The organism is Marinoscillum sp. HNIBRBA16962 (assembly GCF_057801515.1).
In genome coordinates this window covers 3,030,462-3,048,691 of sequence record NZ_CM173603.1, presented here as the reverse complement: position 1 = coordinate 3,048,691, position 18,230 = coordinate 3,030,462, and the positions used below count along the sequence as shown (strand labels likewise).

19 protein-coding genes are annotated in these 18,230 nt (G+C 44.3%); 12 read left to right on the top strand and 7 right to left on the bottom strand.

Annotated features, from left to right (window positions below; genetic code table 11):
* The first annotated feature begins 12 nt into the window (after nucleotides 1–12).
* Genes AC3E9V_RS12775 through AC3E9V_RS12755 form a run of 5 tightly spaced genes read left to right on the top strand, consistent with a single transcriptional unit; the run spans nucleotide 13 to nucleotide 6,033 of the window.
* Nucleotides 13–1,239 (top strand): alpha/beta hydrolase family protein, encoded by a 1,227-nt coding sequence (locus AC3E9V_RS12775; RefSeq protein ID WP_488753594.1) that lies wholly within the window; start codon nucleotides 13–15, stop codon nucleotides 1,237–1,239.
* Nucleotides 1,236–2,216, top strand: coding sequence for a DUF1028 domain-containing protein (locus AC3E9V_RS12770; RefSeq protein ID WP_488753593.1), 981 nt, complete (start codon nucleotides 1,236–1,238; stop codon nucleotides 2,214–2,216). The genes AC3E9V_RS12775 and AC3E9V_RS12770 overlap by 4 nt, the downstream gene beginning before the upstream one ends.
* Before the next feature lie 21 nt (nucleotides 2,217–2,237).
* Entirely contained in the window at nucleotides 2,238–2,756 is a 519-nt protein-coding gene (locus AC3E9V_RS12765) for a hypothetical protein (RefSeq protein ID WP_488753592.1), read from the top strand.
* On the top strand, nucleotides 2,753–5,350 hold the full coding sequence (locus AC3E9V_RS12760) for a DNA gyrase/topoisomerase IV subunit A (protein ID WP_488753591.1): 2,598 nt from the start codon (nucleotides 2,753–2,755) through the stop codon (nucleotides 5,348–5,350). Before AC3E9V_RS12765 ends, AC3E9V_RS12760 begins: the two co-directional genes overlap by 4 nt.
* A gap of 41 nt (nucleotides 5,351–5,391) precedes the next feature.
* Nucleotides 5,392–6,033, top strand: a complete 642-nt coding sequence (locus tag AC3E9V_RS12755; protein WP_488753590.1) for a SanA/YdcF family protein — start codon at nucleotides 5,392–5,394, stop codon at nucleotides 6,031–6,033.
* Here the strand turns inward: AC3E9V_RS12755 and AC3E9V_RS12750 are convergent.
* Nucleotides 6,023–6,337 (bottom strand): Hpt domain-containing protein, encoded by a 315-nt coding sequence (locus AC3E9V_RS12750; protein WP_488753589.1) that lies wholly within the window; start codon nucleotides 6,335–6,337, stop codon nucleotides 6,023–6,025. The two genes, AC3E9V_RS12755 and AC3E9V_RS12750, sit on opposite strands and share 11 nt — an antisense overlap.
* A gap of 55 nt (nucleotides 6,338–6,392) precedes the next feature.
* On the opposite strand from AC3E9V_RS12750, the gene AC3E9V_RS12745 reads away from it, so the two are divergent.
* The 4 genes from AC3E9V_RS12745 to AC3E9V_RS12730 all read left to right on the top strand — a co-directional run bounded on the left by AC3E9V_RS12745 (nucleotide 6,393) and on the right by AC3E9V_RS12730 (nucleotide 9,623).
* Nucleotides 6,393–7,394 (top strand): endonuclease/exonuclease/phosphatase family protein, encoded by a 1,002-nt coding sequence (locus tag AC3E9V_RS12745; RefSeq protein WP_488753588.1) that lies wholly within the window; start codon nucleotides 6,393–6,395, stop codon nucleotides 7,392–7,394.
* A 64-nt stretch (nucleotides 7,395–7,458) separates the two neighbouring features.
* Nucleotides 7,459–7,923 (top strand): hypothetical protein, encoded by a 465-nt coding sequence (locus AC3E9V_RS12740; protein ID WP_488753587.1) that lies wholly within the window; start codon nucleotides 7,459–7,461, stop codon nucleotides 7,921–7,923.
* 65 nt (nucleotides 7,924–7,988) lie between these two features.
* Entirely contained in the window at nucleotides 7,989–8,540 is a 552-nt protein-coding gene (locus AC3E9V_RS12735; protein WP_488753586.1) for a rhomboid family intramembrane serine protease, read from the top strand.
* 39 nt (nucleotides 8,541–8,579) lie between these two features.
* A complete protein-coding gene (locus tag AC3E9V_RS12730) occupies nucleotides 8,580–9,623 on the top strand; it encodes a PA0069 family radical SAM protein (RefSeq protein WP_488753585.1) in 1,044 nt (347 codons plus the stop codon).
* On the opposite strand, the gene AC3E9V_RS12725 is transcribed toward AC3E9V_RS12730, so the two are convergent.
* From AC3E9V_RS12725 to AC3E9V_RS12715, 3 genes are all read right to left on the bottom strand, one after another.
* Nucleotides 9,620–9,976 (bottom strand): DoxX family protein, encoded by a 357-nt coding sequence (locus tag AC3E9V_RS12725; protein ID WP_488753584.1) that lies wholly within the window; start codon nucleotides 9,974–9,976, stop codon nucleotides 9,620–9,622. The two genes, AC3E9V_RS12730 and AC3E9V_RS12725, sit on opposite strands and share 4 nt — an antisense overlap.
* A gap of 81 nt (nucleotides 9,977–10,057) precedes the next feature.
* Nucleotides 10,058–10,750 (bottom strand): hypothetical protein, encoded by a 693-nt coding sequence (locus tag AC3E9V_RS12720; RefSeq protein ID WP_488753583.1) that lies wholly within the window; start codon nucleotides 10,748–10,750, stop codon nucleotides 10,058–10,060.
* Nucleotides 10,747–11,790, bottom strand: a complete 1,044-nt coding sequence (locus AC3E9V_RS12715) for an AMP-binding protein (RefSeq protein ID WP_488753582.1) — start codon at nucleotides 11,788–11,790, stop codon at nucleotides 10,747–10,749. The genes AC3E9V_RS12720 and AC3E9V_RS12715 overlap by 4 nt, the downstream gene beginning before the upstream one ends.
* Nucleotides 11,791–11,807: 17 nt before the next feature.
* Between AC3E9V_RS12715 and AC3E9V_RS12710 the strand changes: the two genes are divergently transcribed.
* The 3 genes from AC3E9V_RS12710 to AC3E9V_RS12700 are packed head-to-tail and all read left to right on the top strand — an operon-like array spanning nucleotide 11,808 to nucleotide 14,790.
* Entirely contained in the window at nucleotides 11,808–12,353 is a 546-nt protein-coding gene (locus AC3E9V_RS12710) for an RNA polymerase sigma-70 factor (RefSeq protein WP_488753581.1), read from the top strand.
* 1 nt (nucleotide 12,354) lies between these two features.
* A complete protein-coding gene (locus AC3E9V_RS12705; protein ID WP_488753580.1) occupies nucleotides 12,355–13,758 on the top strand; it encodes a carboxypeptidase-like regulatory domain-containing protein in 1,404 nt (467 codons plus the stop codon).
* A gap of 60 nt (nucleotides 13,759–13,818) precedes the next feature.
* A complete protein-coding gene (locus AC3E9V_RS12700) occupies nucleotides 13,819–14,790 on the top strand; it encodes a FecR family protein (protein ID WP_488753579.1) in 972 nt (323 codons plus the stop codon).
* Here AC3E9V_RS12700 and menD read toward each other — a convergent pair.
* Genes menD through AC3E9V_RS12685 form a run of 3 tightly spaced genes read right to left on the bottom strand, consistent with a single transcriptional unit; the run spans nucleotide 14,787 to nucleotide 18,082 of the window.
* Nucleotides 14,787–16,478, bottom strand: a complete 1,692-nt coding sequence (gene menD, locus AC3E9V_RS12695; RefSeq protein ID WP_488753578.1) for a 2-succinyl-5-enolpyruvyl-6-hydroxy-3-cyclohexene-1-carboxylic-acid synthase — start codon at nucleotides 16,476–16,478, stop codon at nucleotides 14,787–14,789. The genes AC3E9V_RS12700 and menD overlap by 4 nt on opposite strands.
* Nucleotides 16,475–17,662 (bottom strand): chorismate-binding protein, encoded by a 1,188-nt coding sequence (locus AC3E9V_RS12690; RefSeq protein ID WP_488753577.1) that lies wholly within the window; start codon nucleotides 17,660–17,662, stop codon nucleotides 16,475–16,477. The genes menD and AC3E9V_RS12690 overlap by 4 nt, the downstream gene beginning before the upstream one ends.
* Nucleotides 17,663–18,082, bottom strand: coding sequence for a hotdog fold thioesterase (locus AC3E9V_RS12685; RefSeq protein WP_488753576.1), 420 nt, complete (start codon nucleotides 18,080–18,082; stop codon nucleotides 17,663–17,665).
* Nucleotides 18,083–18,230: the final 148 nt, after the last annotated feature.

Sequence of the window (18,230 nt, the reverse complement as noted above, 5' to 3'; positions counted from 1 at the left end):
AAACCAAAAGTAATGATACCCGGAACCCAAAAAAGATCCATCACCCTTATCCTGGTAACAATTAGTTTACTGTGGCTTCCCGGCTGTAGAGATTCGGATACGGTGGCTCCCGGCCGGGGAACGGTTGATGAATATGAGTTTGATTTCCAGCAATCAGCGTCCAGGCTGAGTGTGTTTATCACCGCAGCTAACCTGGATATTCCCACAGAAGCGCTTAAGTACGACGTGGATCTATACAGGCTGACATATTATACAACGTACAAGGGTGAGGTGATCAAAGCATCCGGTCTGGTTTTTATGCCCAGAACTACTGATGAGGTTTCCACCATCAGCTTTCAGCACGGAACTATTGCCAGCAATGCGGAAGCTCCCTCACAACTTCAAAGTGATAATACCCAGCTTGTGCTGTATGCAGCCTTAGCCTCCGCCGGGTTTGTTACGGTGGTTCCGGACTTCATTGGTTTTGGAGCGTCTCTCGAGACTATGCATCCTTATTATGTAGAGGATATGACGGCAGATGCCATCGTGGATAACATCCTGGCCTCCGGAGAAATGGCCGGGGAGCTTGAACTCAACCTCAGCAACAGGCTTTACCTTGCCGGCTACTCTCAGGGCGGCTATGCCACTATGGTTGCCCATAAATATGCAGAAACAACCGGCATTCCCGGTTACGAACTGCAGGCTTCGTTTCCAGCTGCAGGAGGTTACGATATTAAAGGAGTCCAGGATTTCTTTTTTGAGCAGGAAACCTACGAGCAGCCTTATTACCTTGCCTATGTAGCTCAGGCTTACAAGGTGTCTTTTGATTGGGAGGGTGACCTTTCATTATATTTTCAGGAACCTTATGCTTCTGCGATCCCGGGCCTTTTTGATGGTTCGTTTAGCGGTGGTGAGATCAATGCCCAACTGACTACTTTTGTTGCGGATCTACTCAACCCGGATTATTTAGGCCATGAGCCCTCTGACCCGGATTACCTGGCCGTAAATAAAGCTTTTGAAGAAAACAGTCCCACAGATTTCACCCCTGCAGTTCCCCTTTACATGTATCATGGTGATGCGGATATAACGGTTCCATACCAAAATTCCGTGGATGTTTACCATCATTTTATCGATCGCGGAGCTTCCGAAGAAGTGGTAACGTTTGCTACCATTGAAGGGGGTACGCATTATTCAGCATTTATACCATACCTGGAACATTTCGCACCGGAATTAATAGACATTGAGGATAGCAGAAAATGATACGACCAATTTTAGCGATACTGCTTTCGGTTTATGCACTGACTGCTTTCACGCAGTTCAATAAAGAAAATCCGCTCACTCATACCTATTCCATAGTAGCGTATGATCCTGAAACCGGTGATCTGGGTGTAGCGGTGCAATCGCATTGGTTTTCGGTAGGTACTATAGTGACCTGGGCTGAAGCCGGAGTGGGGGCCATCGCTACACAATCTTTTGCCAATCCGGCCTTTGGTCCCCAGGGGCTCGCCTTATTAAAAACCGGGCTGGATGCGGAAGAGGTACTCAAGGCATTACTCCAAAGCGATGATGGCCAGGCATACAGGCAGATAGGGATCATTGATGCCAGCGGGTTAGCTGCAGCTCATACAGGAACGAAAAACATTCAGGCGGCAGGGCACATTGTAGGAGAAAACTTTGCAGTACAGGCCAATTTAATGGACAATGATCAGGTTTGGCCTGCAATGGCAAAAGCATTCAGGACCGCTGAGGGACCACTCGCCGAACGGATGATACAGGCGCTGGAAGCCGCTCAAAAAGCCGGAGGAGACATAAGAGGAAAACAATCTGCTGCCGTACTGGTGGTCGCAGACCAGCCAACCGGTAAAGTATGGATAGACCGAAAGGTAGACATCAGAGTGGACGATCATGAAGATCCGCTCAAGGAGCTCAGAAGACTATGGAAAGTACATCAGGCCTACGAATACATGAACCAGGGCGATGTAGCCGTAGAAGCGGGAGATTTTGAGAAAGCGGGGAGGCTTTATAAGAAAGCTGAAAATATGTTTCCGGACAACCTGGAAATGCAATACTGGCACGCCATCAACCTGGCCAATACCGGAAAACTTGAAGAAGCGCTGCCTATGTTTAAAAAGATCTTTTCGAAAGATCCCAACTGGAGGAAATTAACACCTCGATTGATCGACAATGGGCTTTTAACCGTTACAGAGGCCGAATTGGAAAGAATTACAAATCAATAGTTGTACAATGGTCATCAGCCTATGAAAAAGGAAAAGACCCTGTCATCCAGGTATTATAAAGCCTACAAAGTCGGACTGCTGGTGTTTATCACCAGCCTTTTAGTACTTTATGTCATCGCAGGAGTTAAATCCCGGATGCCCTGGTTTACTTTAGGAGCAGTGGTAATTTACCTGGCGCTCCTGATCAAATTCTGGCTTCCTTCATTCATGGAAATGCTCAGAGGGTTTAAAAAAGTGAAATATGACAGCAAATATTTATATGTGGAAGAGAATAATTATGATATAGAGATCCCTCTTTATCAGATCAGGGATGTAGAGTTAATTTCTTTAGATGGTATTTATAAATTTACGCTTTATAACGAAGATCAATTTGGGAAAGCCATTTACTGCAAGCCATCCATGTGGTACCCATTTAATTTTCCCGGAGTAGATAAAGAATTAGACCGGATCAGGTCTTTAGTAAAAAGAGAAAAGGAGCGGATGTGGGTAGCTGATCAGGATACAGTTACCCTTTCCAGTCAAAATCATGAAGTGAAATGAGCGAAGAGAACGGAAGAAACGACGAAGAGCTACACGACTCGATTGCCGTATCAGGCATGTATGAAAACTGGTTTTTGGATTATGCCTCTTATGTAATCATGGAACGTGCTGTTCCGGCTATAGAAGATGGTCTGAAGCCTGTACAAAGGAGAATTTTGCACGCTTTGAAGGAGATGGATGACGGTCGCTTTAATAAAGTTGCCAACATCATCGGTAGCACCATGCAGTATCATCCCCATGGTGATGCTTCCATTTCTGATGCCATCGTAAACCTTGGGCAAAAAGACCTGCTGATCGAAACCCAGGGAAACTGGGGTGATGTGCGGACCGGAGACAGTGCCGCGGCAGCACGATATATAGAAGCCAGACTCTCCAAATTTGCCCTGGAGGTTGTCTATAACCCTCAGACTACCGAATGGCAGCTATCTTACGACGGACGTAAGAAGGAACCGGTTACTTTTCCCGTAAAGTTTCCGCTCTTACTGGCTCAGGGTGTAGAGGGTATTGCTGTAGGGCTCTCCACCAAAATCCTTCCTCATAACTTTTGTGAGCTGCTGGAGGGAGCTATCAATATCCTCAAAGGAAAAAAGGTAAAGCTGTATCCTGATTTTCTCACAGGGGGTAAAATTGACGTTTCGGATTACAATGATGGAAAACGCGGGGGCAGAGTACGTGTGAGAGCCACCATAGAAGAGCTGGATTCCAAAACGCTTGCGATCCGGGATATTCCGTACGGGACTACTACCACTTCATTGATTGAGTCGATCATTAAGGCCAATGACAAGGGGAAGATCAAAATCAAAAAGGTCATCGACAACACCGCAAAAGATATTGAGATCCAGATACTGCTGGCACCCAATACCTCTCCGGATATCACCATTGATGCGCTTTATGCATTCACAGATTGCGAGATTTCCATTTCTCCGAATGCTTGTGTGATCCATGAAGAAAAACCTCAGTTCTTAGGTGTTTCTGAAATCCTTCAGCACTCAGTAGACCAGACCGTAACTCTGCTGGAGCGGGAACTTGAGATCAGGAAGGGCGAGCTTATGGAGAAGATCCTGTTCTCTTCACTGGAGAAGATCTTCATTGAAAACAGGATCTACCGGGATATAGAGGAGTGCGAAACCTGGGAGGCTGTGCTGGAAACGATCGACAAGGGGCTGGATCCATTTAAGTCACAATTTTACCGTAAGATCACACAAGAAGATATCATCAGGCTTACGGAGATCAGGATCAAGCGTATTTCCAAATTTGACTCCTTCAAAGCTGATGAGCTAATGCGCAAGCTGGAAGAAGAGCTGAAGGAGACCGAATACAACCTGGCTCACCTCACTGAATTTGCCATAAATTATTACCAGAACCTACTCGACAAATACGGTAAAGGGAAAGAACGGAAAACAGAGATCACCAACTTTGACACCATTTCAGCCAACATCGTAGCGGCCAATAATGCCAAGCTATACGTCAACAGAAAAGACGGATTTATAGGCTATGGAATCAAAAAAGATGAGTTCGTATGCGAATGTTCGGATATAGATGACATCATTGTTTTCCGGAGAGATGGTGTTTGCCAGGTTACCCGGATCCAGGAAAAAGTCTTTGTAGGAAAAGACATCATCCATGCCGGCATCTTCCAGAAAGGAGACGAACGGATGGTTTATAACATGATCTATACCGATGGGAAATCCGGTCGTACCATGATCAAGCGTTTCCAGGTGCTTTCCGTAACCCGGGATCGCGAATATGACCTGAGCAAAGGAGGAAAAGGGTCTAAGGTGCACTATTTCTCTGCAAACCCAAATGGAGAGGCTGAGGTAGTAACTGTCTACTTAACGGCAGCAAGCAAAGCCCGGAAAAAGGTCTTTGATTCTGACTTTTCGGAAATTGAGATCAAAGGGCGAGGAGCTGGCGGAAACATCCTGACCAAGTACCCGGTCAGAAAAATACAATTTAAATCTGCCGGTGTATCCACTTTGGGCGGGCTGGATATCTGGTACGATGAAACTGTGGGCAGACTAAATACAGACGGAAGAGGAAAGAAATTAGGAAACTTCCTGGCAGAAGATCAGGTCCTGGTGTTTTACAAAGACGGAAGCTACGAACTTACCTCATTTGAGCTGACCAACAGGTATGAACCAAATCAGATCCTGGAAATCCAGAAGTTTGAATCCGATAAGCCTGTAAATGCCATTCACCTGGATGGCGAAAGTAAAACGACTTACGTGAAGCGTTTTATGATTGAAACCAGAACTCCAAACAAGCGATTTGGGTTTATTTCCGAGTCAAAGGGATCCAAGTTGCTGTTTGCGACTAACAGTGACGTCTCAACGGTAAACGTAACCTATAAGGACGGTCGTAAGAAGGAATCCAAAGAGGTTGATCTGGCAGAAATCATTGATATCAAAGGGTGGAAGGCCATAGGGAATAAATGCCCGGTACAAAACGTTGTAGAGGCTGAGGCCGTAAAAAAAGAAAAGAAAGAGGATCTTGACCTGGAAGAGCTAAAAGACTCCATCAAGCATGAAGTAGAAGAAGAGGAGGAAAATCAACTGGGTCTCTTTAAGGATAAAAACAAGGATAGCGAGGAATAATCACCGGCAGGAAAGGGGATAGCTCGGCAAAATTGCCATATATGATTTTGAAGGTATTGAAATACGTGCTGGTGGTAGTGGTATTGGTGGCTACTCTGATCCTGGGAGTCAACTTCTGGATTGTTTCCTCAACTCAGGACCACATATATTATACCCTGGATGGTATTCCTCCCCGGAAGGTGGCATTGTTGCTGGGAACCAGCAAACGTACCAGTGCGGGTGGAACAAATAAATACTTCAAAGAGCGGATAGAAGCTGCAGCAAGGCTCTACCACTCAGGGGTAATCAAACACATTATCGTGAGTGGGGATAATCGGACTGTTTACTACAATGAGCCCCGGGATATGCTCAATGCCCTGGAAAAGCTGGGGGTGCCCCAGTCAGCGATCACCATGGATTACGCAGGCTTTCGTACGCTGGATTCAGTAGTGCGATCAAAGGAAGTTTTTGGCCAGGAAGAGCTTCTGATCATTACCCAGGACTTTCACTGCTACAGGGCGCTGTTTATCGCAAGACACTATAATATTGATGCGATCGCTTTCTCAGCGGATAATAAAGACGAGCTCCCGGCAGGTTTGGCAGTGCGCGAAATACTGGCACGCTTCAATACCATTCTGGACCTTTATGTTTTCAGCCGCAACCCCAAATTTTTAGGAGATAAAGAAAACCTGATTATAGATTAAACTCTTTTTTCATATCAGATAAGGCCTGTTGACAGCTTTTTTTGATCGTTTCTATTTTTTCTGCTGTGACCTTGTCCGGATGATCCTGTATATCCAGGCAGGTATCGTAAGTTTCCAGCTTCAGCATTTCCAGCGAGGGTTTTAGCTGATGAGCTTGTTTACCCAATGCTGCATAGTCTTTAGCTGAAAAAGACTGCTCCATTGCCTCTATGAGTTTAGAGGTATTTTTATGAAAAGTATTGATAAACTGGGCGATAAATTCTTTATCTCCATCACTGACGGAAATCAAGTATGAAAAATCCATGGTTTGTTCTTAATTACACTTAAATATACTACTTGCCTTCAAAATAACTGCCCCAATGACCAAAAGGATTTTATTAACCATTGTTGGTATTTTTTTAACTGTTTTTATTGCCCTTTTCCTGATCGGATCATCTGGCAATCTTCCCCGGGAAGAATACGAACAAGTCCGCCAATACCTTGTCCCTCCAAGAAAAGAGGGATCCGATACCCTGACAGTCATGACCTATAATGTCGGCTACTTATCGGGGATGACCAATAACCTTCCGGTAGCCCGTTCCCCAAAACTTTTTCAAAACAACCTTGATAAAGCTCAGGCATTATTAACGCAGCTTTCACCTGATTTCGTCGGTATCCAGGAAATAGATTTCAGGTCAGCAAGGTCATACCATGTAAACCAGCTGGTTAGTCTCGCGAATAGTGCGGGGTATCCTTATGCCTTTCAAAGTGTAAACTGGGACAAGCGATACGTACCGTTTCCATACTGGCCACCTTCAAGACATTTTGGTGGGGTCATTTCCGGGCAGGCCATATTGTCCGGGTATCCGCTAAAAAGGGATACAACGATCCGGTTGGTTAAGCCACTCAATAGCTCCCTGATCTACAATGCATTTTACCTGGACAGATTGGTTCAAATAGCCACGGCAGACGTTAATGGTACGGCAATAAAGATCATGAACGTCCACCTGGAAGCATTTGATGAAGATACGAGGGTTTCCCAGGCAGAAACACTTGTTTCCCTGTACAACCAACTATCTTTTAAAATGCCTGTGCTTTTAATAGGCGACTTCAACAGCCGCCCCTCGGTAGAAGATTCGCTTAATGGAGCTATGGTTAGACTTTCTGGGTTAGATAATTTGGAATCTGCCATATCAAATGAGACTTATCAGTCAAACCCGGATAACTATTACACTTTTAATTCCAGGGATCCGTACCAGATGATCGATTATATTTTTTATAACCCAAATTTCATAGAAATGATTGAAGCAAGGGTGGTGCATGAAGCCAGTGAAATTTCAGATCATCTTCCGGTTATTATGAAGTTTAGGTTTAAGAATTAAATTGCCGGGGAATTCCTATAATTATCCATCCATTTTTTACTAATTTCGAGCAAATTTCTAGCACATGATTAAAGAATTTGAGAACCTGAAAGAAGAAGAAATAGATGTATTGCTCAAAGCGCCTATTCATGTGGCTATACTGATAGCCGGCGCTGACGGAAATATTGATAAGTCAGAACGCAAGGAAGCCATAGAAATAGCAAGAAGCAAGCAAAGCCGCGCCCGTGAGCAGCTGGTGGATTACTTTAAAGAAGTAGGAGAAACTTTCGAGACGGAGTTCAATAAAATGATCGATGAGCTTCCCGGTGACGCAAAAGAAAGAGAGAAAGTTATTACTGCCGAACTGAGAAAGCTTAATTTCGTCTTTCCGAAAATTGACAAAAACTTCAGCATCAAGCTCTATGCTTCACTGAAGGAACTGGCCAAGAAAATTGCAGAAGCATCTGGGGGAGTTTTAGGGTACCTTTCCGTAAGCTACGAAGAATCCAAGCTGGTAGACCTGAAGATGATCCAGGATCCTTCCAAATAGCACTTGTAAAAGCCTAAATCATTCTAAAGCTGCTTCATGCAGCTTTTTTATTTTATCTTGTATTCATGTATAGAAGCAGTATAGTTCCCCCATTACGTCTGCTTTTTCTGATGTGGCTCACCTTTTCCATTGAGCTCTACTTACAGGTAGACCTGGGTTTTTTTGGCATATTACCCAGGACCATAAATGGACTTCTCGGGATCTTTACTGCCCCGCTGATCCATGGAACCACCGCACACCTGATTTCAAATTCATTTCCACTACTCTTTCTGGGAGCTACCTTATATCTCTTTTATGACCGCATTGCCACCCAGGTGTTTTTTCAGTGCTACTTCTTCACCAATTTTTTGGTTTGGCTGTTTGGTAGGCCATATTATCACATAGGAGCCAGCGGACTGGTATATGGCCTTGCCGGGTTTCTGATTTTTTTCGGGATTTTCAGAAGAAATCTTCGGTCCATTATTATATCAGCCATTATTATCATATTATATGGTGGATTGTGGTACGGGATCTTTCCTCAAAACAGCTACGTGAGCTGGGAGTCTCATCTAATGGGAGCACTAGTGGGCATAGGAAGCGCTTTCGGTATGAGCAGGATCAAAAAAGTAAGTAGCTAATATTTTTAGTAAAGCTAAAATAATTAGTATTTTTACCTTATGCTGAAAGGTAAAGGCGCCCAATACAATCCATCAAATCCATACCTGAAAAATTCGCTTAGTTATGAGCATGACGAAGGTATAGACGAGTACACTCAGAACGAAAAACCTAAGATCCAGCTCTTTTTTGAGAGTCCTAAAAATGTGGTCAGTAAAAATACCAGTCCTGACCTGAAGTGGTCTTACTCCGTAAACCCGTACCAGGGCTGTGAGCATGGCTGCATTTATTGCTATGCCAGAAACTCTCACACCTATTGGGGGTTTAGCGCAGGGCTTGATTTTGAGAGTAAGATCATTGCAAAGGAAAATGTAGCTCAAAACCTGGAAAGTCAGCTACTGAAACGCACGTGGAAAGTACAGCCCATTATGCTCTCCGGAAATACGGACTGTTATCAGCCGGTTGAGAAAAAGCTAAAACTCACAAGGAGTGTGCTGCAGGTACTGCTGAAATACAAAAATCCGGTAAGCATCATCACGAAAAATGCTTTGGTCCTTCGTGATATTGACTTGCTTCAGGACCTGGCTAAAGACTCACTGGTCCATGTCTATTTCTCGATTACTTCTCTGGATGAAAAACTAAGGAGCGTTCTGGAACCGCGTACTGCCAGTTACCGCAAAAAGCTTGAGGCCATAGAAGCACTTTCATCAAAGAATATTCCTACGGGAGTGATGAATGCTCCGATCATTCCCGGGTTGAACCACCATGAAATCCCGGAAGTCTTAAGACAGGCTTCCGAACAGGGAGCGCTTGCAGCAGGATATACCGTGGTAAGGTTAAATGGTCAGGTAGGAGAGTTGTTTGACGACTGGCTACACAAGACTTTTCCGGACAGGGCGGAGAAAGTAAGCAATCAGATCAAAGCAATGCACGGTGGAAGGGTAAATGATACAGAGTGGGGCAGAAGGCTGAGAGGTGATGGAGCTTATGCTGAAATGATCGATCAGCTTTTCACGAAATCATTTAAGAAATACTTCAAGGACAAAGAAATGCCCCCTTTGAACGTAAATGCATTCAGAAAAGGGGGCAATTATACTTTATTCTAATTTTTGAGATGGCCACTCATAAAGAATGCTGCACCAGCTAATGCAGTATCTTTCAGAAACATGGAAGTGGATAATTGATCTCCGTTTAAAAAACCACTGAGATGAATCAGCAGTGCAAACAGCAACAGCATGACGCCAAGCAACATAGTGGCCAGTTTGGCTTGTTTACCTATGATAATAGCAATTGCTGCCAGTACCAGCGCTAAACCGGTGAGATAAACCCAAAATATGGGAGCCGGTAAAAATGACGGCACCATGCCTGTCATACTGGAGGCACCCATAAAATGGAAAAATCCAAACATTGCTAACGGTAATGCATAGAGCAGTTTACCAACAAATCCTAAGTTTTTCATGGTAAGTTTCTGGTTGTGGTTTTACAAATACTTTAATGTATAAACATATAATTTAGGTATTTGTGTAATTAAAAACAAGTTTTACCCACTCAGGATACTGAGAAGGGTTTTCTCCACTTTAGCCCCATGCTTCGTATCCATATCCACCACCCGCTGGTAACCGGAAAGCCCATCAGGGTCCACCCAAAGTCCATCTTTTCCAGGTTTTTGCTCAAATCCGTCATGAAAATCCAGTGAGTAAAGTTCACTCATGAGCGTTTGCATAACCTCCCAGGGGATAGTCTTTTCATTCACTTTACAGGTCCGGTCTGTAAAGGACCCTTCTAATTCGTAAAATGTTGATTTTCCATTCAGCCTGTGAATGAACCTGATTTTCAGCGGCATTTCCACATCAGCTTTCTCATAGATAGCCTGAATCAATTCCTGTAGAAGGAAGTCCCAGGTTTCAAAGTCTTTTACGTTTCCTTCTTGTTTATTTGTTTGTATATGTATCCAGAAAGGATCGTTATCTCCCGGTTTTCCTAGTCGAAAAGACTCCAACAGGGGCTTTAAATGCTCTACCCAGGAAGAACCCAGCTCCCCTTTCCAGGCAAAGTCATCATTTGGACTGAAGCCTTCGTTCAGGATCTCCTCTTCGGTGACTGTATCACGGTTCAGGTACTCCAGCTGAAAATCCACTTTTAACCCACTTGCTCCCAGCTGCAAATCCAGCGTATAAGCAAAAGAAAAAGGTGGCGGTACCTGAAGTGTCTGATAAGAAATGGAAGCCTTCATGAGTGAATGAGATTTTTTGTTTTTAAACGATCAATTTTCCCGGAACCTGTGACTGCAAATTTGGGTAAAAAGATGATCTTTTTGGGTTGCTCATAGGGGTGCAAACCATCAAAGTTTAAAGCTGGTCCGGTTTCATTTCCTTCAATCACCAATGTGACCTGCTGCCCCAAAGTGGGATGCGGCAACCCTGTAATAATAAACCGCTCCCTGAGCTGCGAGCTGAGATGAGCTTCTACCCGCTCAGGATGTACCTTGAAGCCACCGGAGTTGATCACAAAATCCGCTCTGCCAAGCCACCGGAATTTATCTTCTGCTACCAGCTCAACGATATCATTCGTTTGAATCCATCTGTTTTCAGTGACTGTTCCACACAGCCGCAGGCAGTTTCTTTCATCCTGCGCGATCCTCACATCACCCATTGTGCAAAAAATTCTATCCTCCTTCGAAAGGTCATCCAGGGCGATATGGGATGCTGTTTCAGTCATACCATAGGTTTGATAGACTTTAGTATTGTCCTGTTTCCCGATATCCGGCAGGTATTTTTTATTCAAAGGTGCGCCACCGATCAGTACCACACGAAATTGGGAGAGGTTTCCCGGGTTATCCTCCAGGATAGATTGCACCTGAAGCGGAACCATGGAAACCAGGTCAAACCGCTGACCACCCATGAATGAAGCTGGCCGGGATGATGGTTCGACCACTGTCAGTTCCAGACCATAGACCAAAGCCCTGATCACAACCATCATTCCTCCAATATAATCCGGGTTGATGCATAACAGGGCACTTGTAAATTGACTGTGGGGGTCCAGCACGGACATGCTGGTTTTCGTGCTATACTCCAGTGTTTTCCGGGTTAACACGATCTTTTTTGGCTTACCTGTAGAGCCAGAAGTGTTAATGGTGAATTTTTTCTGCCCTGAAAGCCATGCTTTTGCTAGCTTTATCACTTTAAGATCATTCTCGGAAAATTTATTTTCACTAAATTTTCCGGATTCAAGGTCTGCTGGAGTCAGCTTTTGATTTTTTATGTTCAATATCATTAATCCCAACTGAAATTTTGCAAGACACTGAGCAAGTATTGGTGGAGCGCCTGCGCAACAAAGATAAGAGGGCCTTTGAACTAGTTTTTAACAATCACTATGGTTTATTAAAATCTTATGCGCTGCGGTTTCTGGATGAAGTAGAAGAAGCAGAAGAAGTTGTTCAGGATGTCTTTGTGAAATTCTGGGAAAAATGCGATTCTCTGGCCCCGGACTCTTCCATTAAAAGTTACCTGTTCCGTTCTGTTCACAACACCAGCCTCAACTATCTGAAACACCAGAAAGTGAAGGACTCTTACCGCCAATATGTCATCACTTTTATGGAAGAGGCTTCTTCTGATCATCCTAGTGAAGGATCCCAGGAAGACCTGCAGGACCGTGTGATGCACGAAATCAATAATTTACCACCCCGATGTGCCGAAATCTTTAAATTGAGTAGGTTTGAAGGACTGAAGTACAAAGAGATAGCTGAGCACCTGGATATCTCCATCAAAACGGTGGAAGTTCAGATGGGTAAAGCGCTGAAAGTACTTCGCGAGAAATTGAGCGATTTAAACACATAGTATGAGCAGGGTATGGCTTATTACTTTTCTTCTGATCGCCAGCCTTACTGGTTTTTGTCAGGAGACCAGATCTCATTTATCAGTAGACTTTAAAGATCAGCCCCTTGAGGTTATCCTGGACAGCATTACTTACAAAACCGGCTATTTCTTTTCTTACAATGCTGATGCCATTCCTGAAGGGAGCCTTTATACGCTCAAAAGAAGTGCTATTCACATTGACTCCCTGGTATCGCTGCTCCTTATCGGTACGAAGCTGGAATACCTCAAAGAAGACGATCAGATAATCATCAGGAAACTCCCCCAAGATTTTTCCTACAAGGTTATCAATGATGGAAATAAAAAAAGTACGCTGAAAGGCTGGGTGAGACATCAGGATGATGACGAACCGGTGGTAGGGGCCAATGTCTTTTTGAACGGTACCACCATTGGGGGTGTCACCGATAAAAACGGAAATTATACCATCCGGGAGGTTCCTCCGGGCACACATCAGCTGGTGATCTCGCACGTAGGCTATGAAACAAATGCCTATCAGATCAAAGCTTATGATGGTAATACGTACGTGCTGAACTCCTTCCTGAAGTTGAAAACACAGGAACTGCCTTCTTTGGAGATCATCTCAAAGCCCCTTGTGGATAGTTCCGAATGGAGAACACATTACCGAACATTTGAAACGGAATTTATCGGATATTCATACAATGCATCCCGGTGCAAGATCCTGAATCCTGAGATTTTAAACTTTACCTATGATAAAAAAGAAGACCGGCTAAAAGCCTATGTTGAGGAACCCCTGATTATTGAGAACAGGACTTTGGGTTATTTAATCAGCTGCCAGATAGAGTCATTCGAAAAGCTCAGATCCGTCACCCGGTTTCATATCAGGGCACGCTTTGAAAATATGGATTACCGAAACAGGCGGGTAAAAAGACGATGGAAACGAAACAGGAAGATCACTTATGAAGGATCATCCACACACTTTTTCAGATCCCTGATAGCTGACAAACATAGAAGAGAAGGTTTCCGAACCTTTTTCATTGGAAATAACACCTATGTAGAAGCCAAAAGAGATGACCTGATCAAAAAAGATGAGCATGGGTATAACTGGGTTTTAGCATTTGACAGCACACTCACAGTGCATTACCTGAAAGAAACTGAAAGCCCGGAGTATCTTGAATACCTGCACAGGATCGAAAATTCTACCGGTGACGAGCTTTTAAATTATAGTAAACCCAACAACGAGCCCGGAGTTCAGGTTTCTGTAGTGGAACTATTGAAAAATCAGGTAATTTTGTTCAGCAACGGACAGGTAGAAAGCCCGGAAGATATCGTTCGCCTTGGCTACTGGTCCTGGGAAAGGACAGCTGACCTGATGCCCATAAACTACGATCCAAAAAATGATGATTTTTAATGAAATTCAGTAGGGGCAAAACAGACGTTAGGTGTTTAAGAGTAAGAGTTAAAGATTGAAATGGAAGAACTATTAGCAAAATACTTTTCAGGAGAAACCTCAGAGAAGGAAAAAGAAGAGATAGAACAGTGGAGAGGAGCCAGTGAAGAAAATGCCCGATCCTTTTTAGCTTATAAAAAAGCGTGGATAGAAAGCAATATTGATCAGCCCGATCAGTCAGTGTTTTCCGCCATCATGGGAGAGGGAGAAGACAATACGGAGGAAAACAGCCCCGTAAAAGTAGTTCCTCTCTGGAATCAAAAGCTTTTCAGAATAGCTGCGATGCTTATTGTGGCTATAGGGCTGATCTTTACCATACTTACAGTTACTTCTGAGCAGCCGTACGGTCAGTTGCTGGCCGAAAAAACCACATTTAGTCTGCCTGATGGTAGTAAAGTAACCGTTCAGCGCGGCGGAATTCTCACGATAGGTGCATTTGAAGAAACCCGGGAAGTAACCCTTTCAGGCAAAGCATATTTTGAAGTGGACAGAGATAAAAACAGACCCTTCATAGTAAAAACAAGAGGTGCGCTTGTAGAAGTGACGGGGACATCATTTGTAGTGAAAAGCTATGAAGATACACCTGTAACAGAGGTTATGGTCAATAGTGGTTCTGTGTCGCTAAGCCAGAACCCGGAAGTGTTTTCAGGCCAATCATTAAAGATAAAGCTGGAAAGAGGAGAAATGGGAGAGTTGGAGATCGGAAAACAGGGTATCCGAAAGCGAAAGATCAATGACGAAAATTACCTCGCCTGGAAAACTGAGATCATCACTTTCCGACGAAGCTCACTCAGAGAAGTTTCTTCAGTGATAGAAGATGTGTATAATGTCAAACTCGCATTCGACAATCCGGCACTGCAAAACTGCAAACTCACAGCGTCATTTAAAGAAAAATCTGCTGATGAAGTGGTGGGGATCATAGCGGAAACATTTAAGCTTCAGCTGGATCAAAATGGCAGCACTTATACGCTGGCCGGAGAGAGTTGTAATTAATCAGCGATCCCTTTCTTCACTTCCTGGTAAACCTGCTTATTGATATCAGGGTCAGTGAATATTTCAATGAGTTTTGGCGCATTATCCTTACTAAAGGTTTTACTCAGTGCTTTTGAAAGGCTGTTGGTATCATCTACTCTAAAGTAATCAAAGCCATACTCCATAGCTGTGAACTTTGCAGAATGGTTATGCCTGGTTTCAAAGTGCTGCTCCAGCTCGGGAAGCTGGGAAGGACCATTGATCAGACGAAATATACCTCCGCCTCCATTGTTAAATACGATGATCTTAAGGTTATTCAGGTCATAATGATGAAAGAAAGCATTGCGATCATAGAAAAAACTCAGATCGCCGGTAAGCAGTACGGTGGTCCTTCCACCCACTAAGGCATTACCCACGGCAGTCCCATTTGTCCCGTCTATTCCACTGGTACCCCGGTTACAAAAAACAGCTGTTTTAGGAGCTAATCCCTGTATGAAATTTGCAAACCTTACAGGCATGCTATTTGCGAGATGAAGGTCAATGTCTCCGGGGAGTACATGCATCACTTCACTAAACGCACCAAATTCCGAAAACTCTGCATTTTTCAAAATCCGATTCAGTGATCTGTTGGTCTTTTGTTCTTCTACTTTCCAGTTTTGGATAAAATTATCCCTGAGCTGCCGGCTGAACTCATCAACCGAATCCTCCGTGTCACTCAAAGATTCGAAAAACCCATGTGGTCGACTCTGGATGATCCTGGACATGCTCTTAAACGGATCTGCATGGACCATGCCTTCATCAAAATGCCAATGTTCCGAAGCGGGGTATTTGCGTAGGTACAGTTTCAGGCTTTTTGAGATGACTGACTTTCCATAAGATACGATCAATTCAGGTCTCAAACTTTCCAGCAGCTGCTCTGAATTGCCCGCCAGGAAAAGATCATGATGACTTACAGCATGTACTCCGGTGTTTGCTATCACATCTGATACCACTACCGCCTGCTTGCTCAATCCTTTCAGTGCTTTGCTCAGTGCCGCATCAGGGTGGTGCTGACCGCAAATGATCATCCGTTTATTGTACTGCTTCCAGAGGGGGATAAGCGCTTTAAAATCCACCTGACTTTCAGCATTAAGCGGTTCAATGAGGTGAACCTTATCACTAAATTTGAGCTTCTGGTCCCTGGCCGGGTAAAACGGCTCCCTGAATGGAATATTTATGTGAACAGGACCTTTTGGGGTAATATTCGCCAGGTTGATAGCTTCATTGAGTTTGCGCGTGTACTCCCAGGTCTCTTCAGGACCGGAAAGCTGAGCTGGCAGCTCGAAGGTCTTTTTTACGAAATTATGAAGTGCGCCGGGCTGCTGTATCGTTTGTCCGTCTCGTTGACCCTGCCACTCCGGAGGACGATCTGCTGATAATACAATCAGAGGGATCTCCTGGTAATACGCCTCAGCCACTGCCGGAGCAAAATTGAGCATGGCCGTACCGGATGTGCAGCACAACACCACAGGCTCACCGCTTTTTTGAGCCATCCCGAGGGCTATAAAACCTGCAGAACGCTCATCAATGATGTTGTAAACCTGTATATCCTTATTACGGGCAAAACTGATGGTCAGGGGTGCATTTCGGGAACCCGGAGACAATACCACTTTACGAATTCCCTTTTCTGAAAAGATCCTGGAAGTATCGAAAATAGCCTGGTGCATCATTTCTTCAGCACGTTCAGTAGGGTTTGCAATTTGAATTGGGTCTCCGCATATTCCTTCTCCGGTATCGAGTCCTCGGTAATGCCCGCTCCGGCATAAAGGCGAGCCGTTTTTCCCTGGATCTTCATGCACCGCAGATTCACAAAAAGCCTTGTATTGCCCTCAAAACCTACCGGCCCTAAAAATCCTGCGTAAAGCTCCCGGTCATAACCTTCCGTAGCTGAAATAAACTGATTAACGGTATCCAGCGGATATCCGCATACCGCAGACGTAGGATGGAGTAACTCCAGCATGGTGCTACCCAGCCTGGGGCTGTTTGTTGCTTCCATATCTACTTTAAACGCTGTTTTCAGATGAGCAAGGTTACCCGCTTTTACCGTTTTAGGTCCCAATTCGTCAAATTCCCTTAGCCGTATTCGCTTAAAACAATCGATGATGTAGCGACTCACCATGGCCTGTTCCTCGATCTCCTTTTGTGTCCAGGCTACCTGAGACAGGAGATCCTCTGACTTCAGAAGCTGTGTACCCGCCAGGGAATCTGTGAAGAAATACCTGTTTTGGTCTATGGCTATCAGCCGCTCTGGCGTAGCTCCAATCCAGGTACCATAAGCAGTGCTGGTTACGTGACAAAACGCATTTGGATAGACCCTGCACAACTCATCAAAAAGATCAACAACTTCAAAGTGTTCCGGCAAGTCATGATCTTCAAACCTTGATAAGACAATTTTCCGCGCCTTTCCTTCCTTGATCTGGTTTACTGCCTCGACCACCTTCTTTTCAAAGATGTTTTGACTGTTCTTCGAAGAACCCGAAACAACACTTGCCGAGGCATTTGATTTCCTGACATTCTCCTGAAAAGCTTCTAATGATGATGAAGAAAGGGTAGGACTTACTGCCACGTCTGGCTTTTGGTCCGGCGCTATCGTGATGATAATATCTCCCTGCAAAACCGTCGGAGCAGGAGGGTGACTGTCGCTGTATTTATTGATCACAAAGCACCTGGTAAGATCTTCAATATCCCCGGTTTTGTAATCCTGAGTGATATCAATCAGGGCATAAATTTTGTCCTCGTTAGGAAGTCTCCATACCGCCACGTCATATGGGCTATCCAGGGCTTGTTTTATAAAATCAAATGCCTTTTGTGAGGTCTCTAATTCAGGTAATTCCTGCTCTGCTTTATACTGCATTTATTTATTTCTTTCCAATATTGCCATAGTGATCCGGCTTGTTGCCACCAGCTTATCCTGCTCGTTTTTAATATCAATATTCCACACCTGAGTACTCTTTCCTACGTGTACGGGACGAGCAATACCCGTAACAACTCCTTTTTTTACAGATCTGATGTGATTGGCGTTGATTTCCAATCCTACAGCATAGTGCCGGTTATCCAGCAAAATACTGGCGGCTACACTGCCCAGGGACTCAGCCAGAACAACCGAAGCTCCCCCATGTAACAAGCCGAGTGGTTGTCTGGTTTTGTCATTTACGGGCATAGTAGCCTTCAGGTAATCCGTGCCTACTTCCGTAAACTGAATGTCCAGAAATGAAACCATGCTGTTGGCACAAAAATCGTTTAGCGACTGGGGGGTGATGCCTTCCGGAAACATGTATTAATTATTTGGCCGTAAATCTAAACGGAAAGCTACCAAAAAACACAAATTCCAATCCAATCGTCGAAAGAACCCTGAAAAAAATAATCATGCTTTTAATTTTAAATGGTGGAATCGAGCGTAATAAGAGCAAGAGTGGAACGTA